Below are 17,791 nucleotides of genomic sequence, written 5' to 3' on the forward strand. Positions count from 1 at the left end.
GGGGTGATGGGTGGCTGGTCGTTGTTTGAGAACTGCACAGTGGACGCGAGCATCTGTGGCCAAGTTTTTAAGGGCGCACGGTGGATGCCTTGGCACCAGGAACCGATGAAGGACGTGGGAGGCCACGATAGTCCCCGGGGAGTCGTCAACCAGGCTTTGATCCGGGGGTTTCCGAATGGGGAAACCCGGCAGTCGTCATGGGCTGTCACCCGCTGCTGAACACATAGGCAGTGTGGAGGGAACGCGGGGAAGTGAAACATCTCAGTACCCGCAGGAAGAGAAAACAACCGTGATTCCGGGAGTAGTGGCGAGCGAAACCGGATGAGGCCAAACCGTATGCGTGTGAGACCCGGCAGGGGTTGCGCATACGGGGTTGTGGGATCTCTCTTTTACGGTCTGCCGGCCGTGAGACGAGTCAGAAACCGTTGATGTAGGCGAAGGACATGCGAAAGGTCCGGCGTAGAGGGTAAGACCCCCGTAGTCGAAACATCAGCGGCTCGTTTGAGAGAYACCCAAGTAGCACGGGGCCCGAGAAATCCCGTGTGAATCTGGCGGGACCACCCGCTAAGCCTAAATATTCCCTGGTGACCGATAGCGGATAGTACCGTGAGGGAATGGTGAAAAGTACCGCGGGAGCGGAGTGAAATAGTACCTGAAACCGTGTGCCTACAAGCCGTGGGAGCGTCGGACATCAAGCTTGCTTGGTGTCTCGTGACTGCGTGCCTTTTGAAGAATGAGCCTGCGAGTTTGCGGTGTGTTGCGAGGTTAACCCGAGTGGGGAAGCCGTAGCGAAAGCGAGTCCGAATAGGGCGTTTCAGTAGCACGCTCAAGACCCGAAGCGGAGTGATCTAGCCATGGGCAGGTTGAAGCGGAGGTAAGACTTCGTGGAGGACCGAACCCACCAGGGTTGAAAACCTGGGGGATGACCTGTGGTTAGGGGTGAAAGGCCAATCAAACTCCGTGATAGCTGGTTCTCCCCGAAATGCATTTAGGTGCAGCGTCGTGTGTTTCTTGCCGGAGGTAGAGCACTGGATAGGCGATGGGCCCTACCGGGTTACTGACCTTAGCCAAACTCCGAATGCCGGTAAGTGAGAGCGCGGCAGTGAGACTGTGGGGGATAAGCTCCATGGTCGAGAGGGAAACAGCCCAGAGCATCGACTAGATGGGTAGGGGAGCGTCGTGTGCCGGGTGAAGCAGCACCGGAAGGTAGTTGTGGACGGTTCACGAGTGAGAATGCAGGCATGAGTAGCGATACACACGTGAGAAACGTGTGCGCCGATTGACTAAGGGTTCCTGGGTCAAGCTGATCTGCCCAGGGTAAGTCGGGACCTAAGGCGAGGCCGACAGGCGTAGTCGATGGATAACCGGTTGATATTCCGGTACCCGCTGTGAAGCGTCAAACACTGAACCAGGCGATGCTAAGTCCGTGAAGCCGTCCCGGAGCCTTCGGGCAATGGGGAGTGGTGGAGCCGACGGACCAGACTTGCAGTAGGTGAGTGATGGGGTGACGCAGGAAGGTAGTCCATCCCGGGCGGTGGTTGTCCCGGGGTAAGGGTGTAGGACGGTGTGTAGGCAAATCCGCACACCACATAGKCTGAGACCTGATGCCGAGCCGATTGTGGCGAAGTGGATGATCCTATGCTGTCGAGAAAAGCCTCTAGCGAGTTTCATGGCGGCCCGTACCCTAAACCGACTCAGGTGGTCAGGTAGAGAATACCGAGGCGTTCGGGTGAACTATGGTTAAGGAACTCGGCAAAATGCCCCCGTAACTTCGGGAGAAGGGGGGCCATCACTGGTGAGAGGACTTGCTCCTCGAGCTGGGGGTGGCCGCAGAGACCAGCGAGAAGCGACTGTTTACTAAAAACACAGGTCCGTGCGAAGCCGTAAGGCGATGTATACGGACTGACGCCTGCCCGGTGCTGGAACGTTAAGGGGACCGGTTAGTCACATTTCGGTGTGGCGAAGCTGAGAACTTAAGCGCCAGTAAACGGCGGTGGTAACTATAACCATCCTAAGGTAGCGAAATTCCTTGTCGGGTAAGTTCCGACCTGCACGAATGGCGTAACGACTTCTCGACTGTCTCAACCATAGGCCCGGTGAAATTGCACTACGAGTAAAGATGCTCGTTTCGCGCAGCAGGACGGAAAGACCCCGGGACCTTTACTACAGTTTGATATTGGTGTTCGGTTCGGCTTGTGTAGGATAGGTGGGAGACTTTGAAGCGGCCACGCCAGTGGTTGTGGAGTCGTYGTTGAAATACCACTCTGGTCGTGCTGGATGTCTAACCTGGGTCCGTGATCCGGATCAGGGACAGTGTCTGATGGGTAGTTTAACTGGGGCGGTTGCCTCCTAAAGAGTAACGGAGGCGCCCAAAGGTTCCCTCAGCCTGGTTGGCAATCAGGTGTTGAGTGTAAGTGCACAAGGGAGCTTGACTGTGAGACCGACGGGTCGAGCAGGGACGAAAGTCGGGACTAGTGATCCGGCGGTGGCTTGTGGAAGCGCCGTCGCTCAACGGATAAAAGGTACCCCGGGGATAACAGGCTGATCTTCCCCAAGAGTCCATATCGACGGGATGGTTTGGCACCTCGATGTCGGCTCGTCGCATCCTGGGGCTGGAGTCGGTCCCAAGGGTTGGGCTGTTCGCCCATTAAAGCGGTACGCGAGCTGGGTTTAGAACGTCGTGAGACAGTTCGGTCCCTATCCGCTGCGCGCGCAGGAATATTGAGAAGGGCTGTCCCTAGTACGAGAGGACCGGGACGGACGAACCTCTGGTGTGCCAGTTGTTCTGCCAAGGGCATGGCTGGTTGGCTACGTTCGGGAGGGATAACCGCTGAAAGCATCTAAGCGGGAAGCCTGCTTCGAGATGAGTATTCCCACCCCCTTGAGGGGTTAAGGCTCCCAGTAGACGACTGGGTTGATAGGCCGGATGTGGAAGCCCAGTAATGGGTGAAGCTGACTGGTACTAATAGGCCGAGGGCTTGTCCTCAGTTGCTCGCGTCCACTGTGTTGGGTGAAGCTGACTGGTACTAATAGGCCGAGGGCTTGTCCTCAGTTGCTCGCGTCCACTGTGTTGGTTCTGAAACCACGAACAGCCCCATGCCATGGTCACGGTGTGGTGCGGCTGACAGTTTCATAGTGTTTCGGTGGTCATAGCGTGAGGGAAACGCCCGGTTACATTCCGAACCCGGAAGCTAAGCCTTACAGCGCCGATGGTACTGCAGGGGGGACCCTGTGGGAGAGTAGGACACCGCCGAACAATCATTCAAAGGGTTGGGATCTGAACTTCGGTTCGGGTCCCAACCCTTTTTTGTTTTCGGCCACTTGGCGTTCATGTTCCGGCTCCAGCATCCACGGCATGGGTACTGCTGCAATGCTCAGGGCCGCCGACGTCGGAGTCGGTGACGAGGTCGTCGTCCCGGCCTTCGGGAACGTGGAAGTCGCCGGCGCGGTCGCCCTGGTGGGTGCGCAACCGGTCTTCGCCGACATCGACCCGTTGACGTACTGCCTTGATGCGGTCGCTGTCGAAGCGGTCGTCACGGCACGTACCGCGGCCCTCGTCGTCGTCCACCGGTTCGGGCGGCCGGCGGATGTCCGGCGGTTGCACGAAGCGGGGCGCCGGCACGGGTTCCTGGTGGTGGAGCAGTCGGAGTCCGAGACGCCGTACGACGAGATCGCGCAGCGTCGGGAGCGGGCCGCCTTTCTGGACGGGCGGTTGCGTGGGGTGCGGACGCCCGAAGGCGGCGTCGGGCACAGCTACCAGCAGTACGTCGTGCGGGTGCCGGGTAACGGGCGGCCCGACCGGGACGCTTTCGCGAGGGCCTTGCGGAGCAAGGGCGTCGAATGCCGGGTGCCGGTGAGGACTCCGTCGCACCGGCTGGCCGAGTTCCGGCAGTGTGTCGCTCTCCCGGAAACCGAGCGGGCGGCCGACGAGACGCTCGCGCTGCCGGTGGACGCGTCGTTGACGAAACGGGACATGCAGCGGATCGTTTCGGCCTGCAACGCGCTCGGCGGACTGCTTGAGGCCGCCTCCTGAACGGGTTTGGGAACACCGGCTTGTTCGGGGTATGATCTATTCCGTTGCCGCGAGGGAAACCTCGAAAAGTGACCAGCCCCCTTAGCTCAGTCGGCAGAGCGTCTCCATGGTAAGGAGAAGGTCAACGGTTCGATTCCGTTAGGGGGCTCCACGAAAAAAGCCTCCGCCCTTTCGGGCGGGGGCTTTTCTCATGTCCGGCGCCTCCTCAGGCCACGCGCATCGCCAGGATCGCCATGTCGTCGGACGGCGCGTCGGAGGCGAAGCGCTCCACGGCGCGCATGATGCGCGCGGCCACGGCGCCGGCCGTGAGGCCCGTGCAGGTGGTGAGGACGTCGGCGAGGCCGTCGTCGCCCAGCATGCGGGTGCCCTCGCGGCGTTCGGTGACGCCGTCCGTGACACAGAGCAGGACGTCGCCCGGGTCGAGGGTGACCGCCTGCTCGTAGAGCTCCAGGTCCTCCATGACGCCCAGAAGCGGCTGGGGTTCGGCGGCCGGTTCGACCGTGCCGTCCTGGCGGAGGCGCAGGGGAAGAGGGTGGCCCGCGCAGACCACCTTCAGCTCCGCGCTGCCGTCCTCCTGGGGGCGCATCTCGCCGTAGAGGAGGGTGAGGAAGCGGCTGCGCGCGCCCTCGTCGAGGATGGCGGAGTTCAGGCGTTCCAGTACGGCGGGGCCGCTGAGGCCCTCCCGGGCCAGGAGTCTGAGGGCGTGTCGGGCCAGTCCGGTCACCGCCGCGGCGTTCGGGCCCGTGCCGCAGACGTCGCCGATGGCGAAGCCGTACGCGCCGTCGCTGATCGGGAACACGTCGTAGAAGTCGCCGCCGACCTCGTTGCCCTCGCCGGCCGCGCGGTAGATGACCTCGACCTCGACGCCGTCGATCGAGGGGAGTTCCGGGGGCAGGAGGCTGCGCTGGAGGGCCTGGCTGATGGCCGTGCGCTCGGAGTAGAGGCGGGCGTTGTCGAGGGCGAGGGCGGCTCTGCGGCTCAGGTCCTCGGCCAGTTCGAGGATCTCCTGGCGGAAGTGTTCGTCGGTGGGCTTGCCCAGGGTCAGCATGCCGATCACGCGGTTGCGGGCGACCAGGGGCAGGACCACGGTCTCGCCGCCGACCGCGGAGGCCGTGGCGAGCGTGGGGCCGATGCCCGAGGCCACCTGGTGGGTGGGGCCGCCGGTCAGACCGAGGCTGCGCATCGAGCTGCGCAGGGCCGCGTCGTGCGCGGCCTCGGCAGGGGCCGCCCAGACCCGCGCGCCGGGGGTGGGGACCGGGTCCGGGGGCGCGACCTTCGAGAGCAACGACTTGATGCCGTCGATGAGTTCCTCGTCCTCGTGCAGGACGTACGACAGGTAGGGGTCGGACGCCTGGTCGGCGATCGTGTAGACGGCGCACCAGGTGGCCAGCGTCGGCACCGTCATCTGGGCCATGAGAGCCAGAGTCTGGTCGCGGTCCAGGGTGCCCGCGAGGAGGTCGGAGGCTTCGACGAGGAAGCTGAGCGAGCCCCGGCGCAGGCGTTCCAGCTCGCCCAGGCGGGCGGACTCCACGGCCAGCGCGATGCGGTCGGCCGCGAACTGCAGGCGCAGGGCCTCCTCGTTGGAGTAACGGCCCGCGGCTTCCGCGGCCACGCCGAGGGAGCCCGTCAGGCGGCCTTCGACCTTCAGCGGGACGGTGACGACGGAGCGCATGCCCGTGCCGCTCAGCAGGGGGACGGCACCGGGTACGGCGAGCAGGTCCTCGTGGACGGCCGGCATCCGGGCCGAGCCGTAGCGGCCGGGCCCCGCTTCGACGGGCACGCGCGCGAAGCGCTGGCGGGCCGAGGGCAGGCCGGTGGAGGCGCGGACCTCCAACTCCGTCTCGTCGTCGGTGGCCAGGAGGAGGAAGGCGGAGTCGGCGTCGAGCATGTCGCGGGCACGCTCGACGGTGCGCTGGAGGAGGCCGTCGAGGTCGTCCGGCGCGGGGGAGCCGATGAACACCTCGAAGGGGTCCGTGCTCTGGCCGTCGGAGCCGGTGTTGGTGTCGGACGCCGGGACGCGCAACGGCGTCTGCAGGACCGCGCGTTCGTGGTCGCGGACGAGCAGGCAGACGGTGGATGGCTCGCCGTCGGTGTCGCGGACGCGGAGGTGGGAGGCGTAGACGGGGGTGACGCGGCCGTCGGCGCCGCGGATGCCGTAGCTGCCCTCCCAGCGGGAGAGCTGGAGGGCTTCCACGATGCCGGTGCTGGTGCCGGGGGTGTGCGGCCAGGCGGCGAGGTCGGTGAGGGGCTTGCCGGTGACCTGGTCGGCGGGGTAGCCGAAGAGTTCCTCTGCGTCCTCGTTCCAGGCGGAGATGGCGCCCGTGCGGTCGATCTGGACGACGGCGACGCGTACCCGGCTGTCGGCGAGCGGGAGCAGGTCGGCGGGGAGGGAGGGGCCGGCCGCGCGGGTGCCCACCGGGCGGTCGGGGAGGTCGAGTCGGAACCAGACCTGCTTGTGGGTGGGGGTGTACTCGACGCCCCAGCGGGCGGCGATGGCGGCGCACAGCTGGAGTCCGCGGCCGCCTTCGCGGTCGGGGCTTCCCATGGTGGCCAGGGAGCCCTGGAGGGGGATCTCGCGCTCCGGATACCGGTCGGCCACCTCGATGCGGACGCCGTCGTCGCTGCGCAGGCACAGGACGTCGGCGTGGGTGCCGGCGTGGACGACCGCGTTGGTCACCAGCTCACTGGTGAGGACGACGGCGTCGTCGATGATGTCGGCGAAGCCCCAGCCCTGGAGGGTGTCGCGGACGAAGGACCTGGCGGTCGCCACCGATCGCCCGACGGGCTCGAAGCTGGCGGCCGCGCGCGCGGTGATCACAGAACTCCTCGGCCGGTTGTCTGCGGACAGGGCTCCCCTGCCGTCCAGGTCGCGCCGCTGGTGGGGCGGGCGCGCGCCTGTGGGCCGGGGGTCCGGGGGATGTCCCCCCGGGATCAGTCCGGTGGTCATGTGTGCGGCCGCCCCTCCGATGCCCGCTCGTGCTCGTGCCACCGCCCAGACCGTCGGACCGGTGTGGCTGGACAGCCGCATGCAAGGTTACTTACCTTCCGGGGCCGTGCGGATGCCGGTCACCGGTGTTTCCGCCCGAGGGTGTGCGGACCGTGTGCGAAGCTGCCGAACTGTTATGGCCTGGTTCGGCAAGGGTGAAACACTGGGCAAGCTTCTTGTGAAGGTCCGGGCAGAGTGAGTGTCGTCCGGGCTCAGGGGGCAGCAGCCCTCCGGGCTCGCCTGGTTCCATCGGATGCGACACCGGGTGGCGCCAGGAACGGCGATGAGCGGCACCCAGGCACAGTGGTAACGGTCGACCCCTGCGGGAGGGACAACGTGGAGTCTGGCGCAGCGACGCGGGGCACTAAGACGCGCGCGAAAGGCGGACAGTCTCTGAGCAGGCCACGCACCCCACGCGGTGGCACCACTGTCGTGGACACGGCAGCTTTGGACCGTTTGCTCACGGCCTTGGCGTCCATGCGGGACGGGAACTTCCGCAAGCGGCTCACGGTCTCCGGCGACGGCGTGATGTCGGAGATCGCTGCCGTGTTCAACGAGGTGGCGGACCGCAATCTGCATCTCACGGGTGAGCTGTCGCGAGTGCGGCGCATGGTGGGACGCGAGGGGAAGCTCACCGAGCGGCTGGAGACGGGGGCCTGCGAGGGTTCCTGGGCGACCGCGATCGACAACTCGAACGCGCTGGTCGACGACCTCGTACGCCCGGTCTCCGAGGTCGGGCGGGTGCTGTCGGCGGTGGCCGAGGGCGATCTGTCGTCGCGGATGGAGCTGCGGACGCACACCCCGGAGGGGGCCGGGCATCCGCTGCGCGGGGAGTTCCTGAAGGTCGGGCGGACGGTCAACAACCTGGTCGACCAGCTGTCGACGTTCACCGACGAGGTCACGCGCGTGGCCAGCGAGGTGGGCACCGAGGGCAAGCTGGGCGGTCAGGCCCAGGTGCGCGGTATGTCGGGTTCGTGGAAGGACCTCACGGAGTCCGTCAACACGATGGCGTACCGGCTGACGGCGCAGGTGCGGGACATCGCGCTGGTGACGACGGCGGTGGCCAAGGGTGATCTGTCACGGAAGGTGACGGTTCACGTCGAGGGCGAGATGCTCGAGCTGAAGAACACCGTCAACACGATGGTGGACCAGCTCTCCGCGTTCTCCTCCGAGGTGACCCGGGTGGCCCGCGAGGTGGGCACCGAGGGCATCCTCGGCGGTCAGGCCCAGGTGTCCGGCGTGGACGGCGTGTGGAAGGAGCTCACCGATTCGGTGAACACCATGGCCGGGAACCTGACGGCCCAGGTGCGCGGGATCGCGGAGGTGACGACGGCGGTCGCCAACGGCGACCTGTCGCAGAAGGTGACGGTGTCGGCGCGCGGTGAGGTGGCACAGCTCGCCGACACGATCAACCAGATGACGGAGACGCTGCGGACCTTCGCCGACGAGGTCACGCGGGTGGCCAATGAGGTGGGGGCCGCGGGGCAGCTGGGCGGCCAGGCGAACGTGCCGGGTGCGGCCGGCACCTGGAAGGACCTGACGGACTCCGTCAACACCGTCTTCAGGAACCTCACCACCCAGGTGCGGGACATCGCGGCCGTGACGACGGCCGTGGCCAGCGGCGACCTGTCGCAGAAGGTCACGGTGGACGTGGCCGGCGAGATGCTGGAGCTGAAGAACACCGTCAACGGGATGGTCGACCAGCTGTCGGCCTTCGGCGCCGAGGTCACGCGGGTGGCGCGGGAGATCGGCGTCGAGGGTGAGCTGGGCGGTCAGGCGCAGGTGTCGGGTGCGGCAGGCACCTGGAAGGACCTGACGGACTCCGTCAACACGGCGTTCAGGAATCTCACCGGACAGGTGAGGAACATCGCGCAGGTCACCACGGCCGTGGCCAACGGCGACCTGTCGCAGAAGGTCACCGTGGACGTCTCCGGTGAGATGGCACAGCTGAAGAACACCGTGAACACGATGGTGGACCAGCTGTCGTCGTTCGCCGACCAGGTGACCCGGATGGCCCGGGACGTGGGCACCGAGGGGCGGCTGGGCGGTCAGGCGCGGGTGGACGGCGTGTCGGGCACCTGGAAGGAGCTGACCGACTCCGTCAACTCGATGGCCGGGAACCTGACCTCCCAGGTGCGCAACATCGCCCAGGTGACGACGGCGGTGGCGCGGGGCGACCTGTCGCAGAAGATCGACGTGGACGCGCGCGGGGAGATCCTGGAGCTGAAGAACACCATCAACACGATGGTCGACCAGCTGTCCGCCTTCGCGGACCAGGTGACCCGGGTGGCGCGGGACGTGGGCACCGAGGGGCGGCTGGGCGGGCAGGCCCAGGTGCCCGGTGTGGCCGGTGTGTGGCGCGATCTGACCGACTCGGTGAACGGCATGGCCGGCAACCTCACGGCCCAGGTGAGGAACATCGCGCAGGTCGCCACCGCGGTGGCCCGCGGTGACCTCTCCCAGAAGATCACCGTGGACGCGCGCGGGGAGATCCTGGAGCTGAAGAACACCCTGAACACGATGGTCGACCAGCTGTCGTCGTTCGCCCAGGAGGTCACGCGGGTGGCCCGTGAGGTGGGTACGGAGGGGCAGCTCGGCGGACAGGCCGAGGTGCAGGGTGTCTCCGGCACCTGGAAGGACCTCACGCAGTCCGTGAACTTCATGGCGAACAACCTGACCATCCAGGTGCGTCAGATCGCGGAGGTCACGACGGCGGTCGCCAAGGGCGACCTGTCCAAGAAGATCACCGTGGACGCCAAGGGCGAGATCCTGGAGCTCGTCACCACCGTCAACACGATGGTCGACCAGCTGTCGTCGTTCGCGGAGCAGGTGACACGGGTGGCCCGTGAGGTGGGCACCGAGGGCATCCTGGGCGGCCAGGCGCATGTGCCGGGCGTCACCGGCATCTGGAAGGACCTCAGCGGCAACGTCAACCTGATGGCCAAGAACCTGACCATGCAGGTGCGCAACATCTCCCAGGTCGCGGCGGCCGTCGCCAACGGCGACCTGACGCGGCAGGTGACGATCGAGGCGCGCGGCGAGGTCCAGCAGCTCGCCGACACCTTCAACACCATGGTGAAGACCCTGAGCTCGTTCGCCGAGCAGGTCACCAAGGTGGCGCGTGAGGTGGGCACGGACGGCATCCTGGGCGGACAGGCGCATGTGCCGGGTGTGGCGGGCACCTGGAAGGACCTCACCGACTCGGTGAACGGCATGGCGTCGAACCTGACCGGTCAGGTGCGCAACATCGCCATGGTCACGACGGCCATCGCCAAGGGCGACCTGACGAAGAAGATCGACATCGACGCGCGCGGGGAGATCCTCGAGCTGAAGACGACGATCAACACGATGGTCGACCAGCTGTCGTCGTTCGCCGAGGAGGTCACCCGGGTGGCCCGCGAGGTGGGCACCGAGGGGCAGCTGGGCGGTCAGGCACGCGTGCGTGACGTCGACGGCACCTGGCGAGACCTCACCGAGTCGGTGAACGAGATGGCCGGGAACCTGACCCGGCAGGTGCGGGCCATCGCGCGCGTGGCGACCGCGGTGACCCGCGGCGACCTGAACCTGAAGATCGACGTGGACGCGTCCGGGGAGATCCAGGAACTCCAGGACTACATCAACAAGATGATCGCGAACCTGCGCGACACCACGATCGCGAACAAGGAGCAGGACTGGCTCAAGGGCAACCTCGCGCGCGTGTCGGCTCTGATGCAGGGCCGGCGCGACCTTCAGGACGTGGCCTCGCTGATCATGAGCGAACTGCCGCCCCTGGTGGCCGCGCAGCACGGCGCGTTCTTCCTGGCGATGCCGCCGGCCGACGGTGACGCGGACCTGTACGAGCTGCGGATGCTGGGCTCGTACGGCTACTCGATGGGCTCCATGCCGTCGTCGTTCCGGCCGGGTGAGGCGCTGGTGGGGACGGCCGCCGAGGAGAAGCGCACCATCCTCGTCGCGAACGCCCCGAGCGGCTATCTGAAGATCTCCTCGGGACTCGGCGAGGCGCCGCCCGCGCAGGTGATCGTCCTGCCGGTGCTGTTCGAGGGCCAGGTGCTCGGGGTGATCGAGCTGGCGTCGTTCACACCGTTCACGCAGATCCAGAAGGACTTCCTCAACCAGCTCGCCGAGATGATCGCGACCAGCGTCAACACCATCTCCGTGAACACCAAGACGGAGCAGCTGCTGAAGCAGTCGCAGGAGCTGACCGAGCAACTGCGGGAGCGGTCGGCCGAGTTGGAGCAGCGGCAGAAGGCCCTGCAGGCGTCCAACGCCGAACTGGAGGAGAAGGCCGAGCTGCTGGCCCAGCAGAACCGCGACATCGAGGTGAAGAACACCGAGATCGAGGAGGCGCGGCAGGTCCTGGAGGAGCGGGCCGAGCAGCTCGCCGTGTCGATGCGCTACAAGAGCGAGTTCCTCGCCAACATGTCGCACGAGCTGCGCACGCCGCTCAACTCGCTGCTGATCCTGGCGAAGCTGCTCGCGGACAACGCGGAGGGCAACCTCTCGCCGAAGCAGGTCGAGTTCGCGGAGACGATCCACGGCGCCGGTTCCGACCTGCTCCAGCTGATCAACGACATCCTGGACCTGTCGAAGGTCGAGGCGGGCAAGATGGACGTCTCGCCGACGCGCATCGCGCTCGTCCAGCTGGTCGACTACGTGGAGGCCACCTTCCGCCCGCTGACCGCGGAGAAGGGCCTCGACCTGTCCGTGCGGGTGTCGCCGGAGCTGCCGGCCACGCTGCACACGGACGAGCAGCGGCTGCTGCAGGTGCTGCGCAACCTGTTGTCCAACGCCGTCAAGTTCACCGACTCCGGGTCGGTCGAGCTGGTGATCCGGCCGGCCGGGGCGGAGGTCCCGGTGGCGATCCGGGAGCAGTTGCTGGAGGCCGGTTCGCTGGCAGACCCGGACGCCCCGCTGATCGCCTTCTCGGTGACCGACACCGGCATCGGGATCGCGGCCAGCAAGATGCGGGTGATCTTCGAGGCGTTCAAGCAGGCGGACGGCACCACCAGCCGCAAGTACGGCGGTACGGGCCTCGGACTGTCGATCTCGCGGGAGATCGCGCAGCTGCTCGGTGGCGAGATCCACGCGCAGAGCGAGCCGGGCCGGGGCTCCACGTTCACGCTGTACCTGCCGCTGCACCCGAGCGAGCTTCCGCCGCAGGGCTACCAGCAGGTGGTGCCCGCCCTGGAGGCCGGCGACCTGGTGGCCTCGGAGAACGGGGTGAGGGAGTTGTCGGAGCTGTCCCCGGCGGAGATCCAGACGCCGGCCGAGGTGCGGTCGTACCAGGACGCGCAGAACGGTCCGGCGGCGCTCTTCAGGCGACGGCGGCGGCTGGTGAGCGGCGGCGAGCAGGTCGGCCGGCCCGACCAGTGGCCGGCCCGCACCCAGCAGGCGGGGACGCCGGCGCGCGCGGGCATCAAGTTCGGCGGGGAGAAGGTGCTCATCGTCGACGACGACATCCGCAACGTGTTCGCGCTGACCAGCGTCCTGGAACAGCACGGCCTGTCGGTGCTGTACGCGGAGAACGGCCGGGAGGGCATCGAGGTCCTGGAACAGCACGACGACGTGGCGGTCGTCCTGATGGACATCATGATGCCCGAGATGGACGGCTACGCGACGACGACGGCGATCCGCCGGATGCCGCAGTTCTCGGGGCTGCCGATCATCGCCCTCACCGCGAAGGCGATGAAGGGCGACCGGGAGAAGGCGATCGAGTCGGGCGCCTCCGACTATGTGACGAAGCCGGTCGACCCTGATCATCTGCTGTCCGTGATGCAGCAGTGGATGAGGGACGAGTGAGGCGTCACCCGACGGGAACCCTGGGCGTGACGGGAACCATCGGAGCAGGCCGGGAGTTGTTGACTCTGGGTGGCCGTCGCCGTGTAGCGAGGCGGAATTCGGGGAACCTTCTGGTCTCCTGCTGCGTTCCTGCTACGTGCACAGTGACATCACGGTGACAGGGTGTGGCGACGGTCGGGGTGCGGCTACGATGACCGGCACAAGGAAGGGCGGCGCAAAGGAGTCGTCCCCAGGGGCGGCGCCCGGTGCACTGCCGGGGCGAGGAGGGCGGGCCATGGTGCAGAAGGCCAAGATCCTCCTGGTCGATGACCGGCCGGAGAATCTGCTGGCGCTGGAGGCGATCCTCTCTGCGCTCGATCAGACGCTGGTGCGGGCATCGTCCGGGGAAGAGGCGCTCAAAGCACTGCTGACGGACGACTTCGCGGTCATCCTGCTGGACGTCCAGATGCCGGGAATGGACGGCTTCGAGACGGCCGCGCACATCAAGCGGCGGGAGCGGACCCGGGACATCCCGATCATCTTCCTCACCGCGATCAACCACGGGCCGCACCACACCTTCCGCGGGTACGCGGCGGGCGCGGTGGACTACATCTCCAAGCCGTTCGACCCGTGGGTGCTGCGCGCGAAGGTCTCGGTGTTCGTCGAGCTGTACATGAAGAACTGCCAGTTGCGCGAGCAGGCGGCGCTGCTGCGGCTGCAGTTGGAGGGCGGCGGCAAGGCCGCCGCGGGCGGCGACGTCAAGGAGCCGGCCGGGCTGCTCGCGGAGCTCTCCGCGCGGCTCGCGGCCGTCGAGGAGCAGGCGGAGGCCCTGTCCAAGCAACTGGACGACGAGTCGGCGGACGCGGCGGCGGTGGCCACGGCAGCGCACCTCGAGCGCAAACTCACGGGTCTGCGCCGCGCGCTGGACGCCCTGGAACCGGGCGCCGGCGGTGGACCGGCCTCGCTGCCCTCGCCGAACTGAACGGAACTGACGCGTGCGACGCAGAAGTTGCGCATGAGGGCGCGTCAGTTCCACCTCACCGCAGACCGCACGCGTCAGTTCCGCGCCCCGGCGCGTGCGACACGAACGGGTGAAGCACTGGGCACACGTGTCCCCAGTGGTCTCCACCGGTAACCTCACACCATGGCCTCACGTCCCTCCGCAGCCAAGAAGCAGCCCGCCAGGAAGGCGGCTGCTCCGGCGAAGGCTCCGGCGAAGAAGGCCGCCGCGAAGAAGGTCCCGGCGAAGAAGGCGCCCGCCAGGAAAGCCGCGGCCAGAAAGCCCGCGCCCGCGCCGGCGCCCAGCCCCACCGGGGGCGTCTACCGGCTCGTGCGCGCCGTGTGGCTCGGCCTCGCGCACGCCGTCGGCGCCGTGTTCCGCGGCATAGGGAACGGCGCGAAGAACCTCGACCCGGCCCACCGCAAGGACGGCGTCGCGCTGCTGCTGTTCGGCGTCGCGCTCATCGTCGCCGCGGGCACCTGGGCGGACCTGCGCGGCCCGGTGGGCGACCTCGTCGAGATCCTGGTGACGGGCGCCTTCGGCCGGCTCGATCTGCTCGTGCCGATCCTGTTCGCCGTCGTCGCCGTGCGCTTCATCCGCCACCCCGAGAAGCCCGAGGCCAACGGCCGGATCGTCATCGGCCTGTCGGCGCTCGTCATCGGCGTGCTCGGGCAGGTCCACATCGCCTGCGGCGCGCCCGCCCGCAGCGCCGGCATGCAGGCCATAAGGGACGCCGGCGGTCTCATCGGCTGGAGCGCGGCGACCCCGCTCACGTACACGATGGGCGACGTCCTCGCGGTACCGATGCTGGTGCTGCTCACGATCTTCGGGTTGCTGGTCGTCACGGCTACCCCGGTCAACGCCGTCCCGCAGCGGCTGCGGCAGCTCGGGGTGAGCCTCGGAGTGCTGCGCGACCCGGCGGAGGACGAGTACGACGAGTTCGGCGACGACGAGGCCCGCTACGACGAGCAGTGGCGTGAGGCGCTGCCCGGGCGCCCCCGACGCCGGGCGGACGCTTCCGAGCCGTACGACCCCGACAGCGCCGAGCAGGAGGCCCTGACCCGGCGACGCGGCCGCCCCCGGCGCTCCGCCGTGCCCCAGCCGGCGATGGACCGGCGGATGGACGCCGTGGACATCGCCGCTGCCGCGGCGGCCGATCTGGACGGCGCGGTCCTGCACGGCATGCCGCCCTCGCGGATCGTGGCCGACCTCACCCAGGGCGTGAGCGCGGGCGACGGGGAGCCGACCACGCCGACACCCGTGCCGACGCCCGTCCCGGCGCCGGCCCCCCGACCCCGTCAGGAGAAGCTCAAGACCGGGGGAGCGGTCCCGGATCTGACCAAGGCGGCCCCCGAGGCGCCGCGCGACCTGCCGGCGCGCGCCGAGCAGCTCCAGCTGTCCGGCGACATCACCTACGCCCTGCCCTCGCTCGACCTCCTGGAGCGCGGCGGCCCCGGCAAGGCGCGCAGCGCGGCCAACGACGCAGTCGTCGCCTCCCTGACGAACGTCTTCACCGAGTTCAAGGTGGACGCCGCCGTCACCGGCTTCACCCGCGGACCGACGGTGACGCGCTACGAGGTGGAGCTCGGGCCCGCCGTGAAGGTCGAGCGGATCACCGCGCTGGCGAAGAACATCGCGTACGCCGTGGCCAGCCCCGACGTGCGGATCATCAGCCCGATCCCGGGGAAGTCCGCGGTCGGCATCGAGATCCCGAACACCGACCGGGAGATGGTCAACCTCGGTGACGTGCTGCGGCTCGCCGAGTCCGCCGAGGACGACGACCCGATGCTGGTCGCGTTCGGCAAGGACGTCGAGGGCGGCTACGTCATGCACTCGCTGGCGAAGATGCCGCACATACTGGTCGCCGGCGCCACCGGATCTGGCAAGTCGTCCTGCATCAACTGTCTGATCACCTCCGTCATGATCCGGGCGACTCCCGAGGACGTCCGGATGATCCTCGTCGACCCCAAGCGCGTCGAGCTGACCGCCTACGAGGGCATCCCGCACCTGATCACGCCGATCATCACCAACCCCAAACGGGCCGCCGAGGCGCTCCAGTGGGTCGTCCGCGAGATGGACCTGCGCTACGACGACCTCGCCGCCTACGGCTACCGGCACATCGACGACTTCAACCGCGCCGTGCGCGAAGGGACCGTCAAGCCGCCCGAGGGCAGCGAGCGCGAGCTCCAGCCGTACCCGTACCTGCTGGTGATCGTCGACGAGCTCGCCGACCTGATGATGGTCGCGCCGCGGGACGTGGAGGACTCCATCGTGCGCATCACGCAGCTCGCGCGCGCGGCCGGCATCCACCTGGTGCTCGCCACCCAGCGTCCCTCGGTCGACGTCGTCACCGGCCTGATCAAGGCGAACGTGCCCTCGCGGCTCGCCTTCGCCACCTCCTCGCTCGCCGACTCGCGGGTCATCCTCGACCAGCCGGGCGCCGAGAAGCTGATCGGCAAGGGCGACGGGCTCTTCCTGCCGATGGGCGCGAACAAGCCCACCCGTATGCAGGGCGCCTTCGTGACGGAGGCCGAGGTCGCGACGGTCGTCCAGCACTGCAAGGACCAGATGGCGCCCGTCTTCCGGGACGACGTCACCGTCGGGACCAAGCAGAAGAAGGAGATCGACGAGGACATCGGCGACGACCTCGACCTGCTGTGCCAGGCGGCCGAGCTGGTCGTCTCCACCCAGTTCGGGTCGACGTCCATGCTCCAGCGCAAGCTGCGGGTGGGCTTCGCCAAGGCCGGCCGGCTGATGGACCTCATGGAGTCGCGCAACATCGTCGGACCGAGCGAAGGCTCGAAAGCGCGTGACGTTCTCGTGAAGCCGGACGAGTTGGACGGCGTCCTCGCCGTGATCCGGGGGCAGTCTGAGGGGTAGACGTCTGTCGAGCGGAGAGGCGCACGGTCGTGACTCACCCGTTAGAGAGCAGTGGGCAACCGTTTCCCTTTGGCGTACGTCCAGTTGAGCGAGAGGACAGGTGCGGCTCCCCGCCGGGGCCGTAACCGGCCCGTCATCGGTATGACCGGCCATACCGATGGCGTACAAAGTCGTACCGCCCGGTTGCCCCTCCCTTCGGCACCCCCCCTAGACTGAACCTCCAGCACAGGTGGCTATACGCTCGAAAGGCGCCCCCGTGTCCATCGGCAACTCCCCTGAAGACGAGCGTCCGTTCGAAGACCCGTCCGAGGAAGCCCCCCTCTCCATCGGTCGCGCCCTGCGTCAGGCGCGCATCGAGGCCGGGCTGACCGTCGACGACGTCAGCACCGCCACCCGCGTCCGCATCGCCATCGTCCGCGCCATCGAGGCGGACGACTTCGCCCCCTGCGGCGGGGACGTCTACGCGCGCGGGCACATCCGGACGCTGGCCAGGGCCGTCCACCTCGACCCCGCCCCGCTGATCGAGCGATACGACGACACCCACGGCGGCCGTCCCGCGCCGACCCCGGCCGCGCCCCTTTTCGAGGCGGAACGTATCCGCCCCGAGCGGCGCGGGCCGAACTGGACCGCGGCCATGGTCGCCGCGATCGTCGCGGTCGTGGGCTTCGTCGGCTTCACCGCGTTCAAGGGCGGCGACGACGGCGGGGCCAAGGAGCAGGTCGCCGAGGGCGCCACCCCCACCACCGGAACGACCGCCTCGCCCACACCGAAGACCGACAAGCCCGTCGACCGGAAACCGGAGCCGTCCGACAGCGCCATCGCCGCGGCCCCCCAGGACAAGGTGACCGTGCAGGTCAGCGCCACGGACGGCCGCAGCTGGGTCGCCGCCAAGGACCACAACGGCCGACTGCTCTTCGACGGACTGCTCAAGCAGGGCGACTCCAAGACCTTCCAGGACAGCGAGAAGATCAACCTCGTCCTCGGTGACGCCGGCGCGATCGATCTGTTCGTGAACGGCAAGAAGCTCAACGACGACTTCCGGCCCGGAGCGGTGGAGCGGCTGACGTACACGAAGGGCGACCCGCAGGCGGGATGAGCCCGGTGCGCCCGGGCG

The 17,791-nt window shown here is 67.7% G+C and carries 6 protein-coding genes, 1 tRNA gene and 2 rRNA genes; 8 read left to right on the forward strand and 1 reads right to left on the reverse strand.

What is annotated here, in order from left to right; all coding sequences use genetic code 11:
* The first annotated feature begins 57 nt into the window (after positions 1 to 57).
* From BG482_RS03600 to BG482_RS03615, 4 genes are all read left to right on the forward strand, one after another.
* Positions 58 to 2,986 (forward strand): 23S ribosomal RNA (locus tag BG482_RS03600).
* Between the two features lie 153 nt (positions 2,987 to 3,139).
* Positions 3,140 to 3,256, forward strand: a 5S ribosomal RNA gene (gene rrf / locus BG482_RS03605).
* Between the two features lie 114 nt (positions 3,257 to 3,370).
* A complete protein-coding gene (locus BG482_RS03610) occupies positions 3,371 to 4,033 on the forward strand; it encodes a DegT/DnrJ/EryC1/StrS family aminotransferase (RefSeq protein WP_069767374.1) in 663 nt (220 codons plus the stop codon).
* A gap of 75 nt (positions 4,034 to 4,108) precedes the next feature.
* Positions 4,109 to 4,184, forward strand: a tRNA-Thr gene (locus BG482_RS03615).
* A 54-nt stretch (positions 4,185 to 4,238) separates the two neighbouring features.
* Here the strand turns inward: BG482_RS03615 and BG482_RS03620 are convergent.
* On the reverse strand, positions 4,239 to 6,980 hold the full coding sequence (locus BG482_RS03620) for a SpoIIE family protein phosphatase (protein ID WP_069767375.1): 2,742 nt from the start codon (positions 6,978 to 6,980) through the stop codon (positions 4,239 to 4,241).
* A 375-nt stretch (positions 6,981 to 7,355) separates the two neighbouring features.
* Here BG482_RS03620 and BG482_RS03625 point away from each other — a divergent pair, with 375 nt between their 5' ends.
* The 4 genes from BG482_RS03625 (at position 7,356) to BG482_RS03640 (ending at position 17,773) form a co-directional block, all read left to right on the forward strand.
* Complete coding sequence (locus BG482_RS03625) at positions 7,356 to 12,818, forward strand: HAMP domain-containing protein (protein WP_107450340.1); 5,463 nt, start codon at positions 7,356 to 7,358, stop codon at positions 12,816 to 12,818.
* A gap of 274 nt (positions 12,819 to 13,092) precedes the next feature.
* Complete coding sequence (locus BG482_RS03630; protein WP_069767377.1) at positions 13,093 to 13,779, forward strand: two-component system response regulator; 687 nt, start codon at positions 13,093 to 13,095, stop codon at positions 13,777 to 13,779.
* Between the two features lie 162 nt (positions 13,780 to 13,941).
* The gene (locus tag BG482_RS03635) at positions 13,942 to 16,677 is read left to right on the forward strand and encodes a DNA translocase FtsK (protein WP_107450341.1); all 2,736 of its coding nucleotides are present in this window, start codon (positions 13,942 to 13,944) and stop codon (positions 16,675 to 16,677) included.
* Between the two features lie 256 nt (positions 16,678 to 16,933).
* Positions 16,934 to 17,773, forward strand: coding sequence for a helix-turn-helix domain-containing protein (locus tag BG482_RS03640; RefSeq protein ID WP_069767379.1), 840 nt, complete (start codon positions 16,934 to 16,936; stop codon positions 17,771 to 17,773).
* The last annotated feature ends 18 nt before the right edge of the window (positions 17,774 to 17,791 follow it).

Origin of the sequence: Streptomyces sp. LUP30 (genome assembly GCF_001746365.1) — a bacterium.
In the GTDB taxonomy this organism is placed as follows: domain Bacteria; phylum Actinomycetota; class Actinomycetes; order Streptomycetales; family Streptomycetaceae; genus Streptomyces.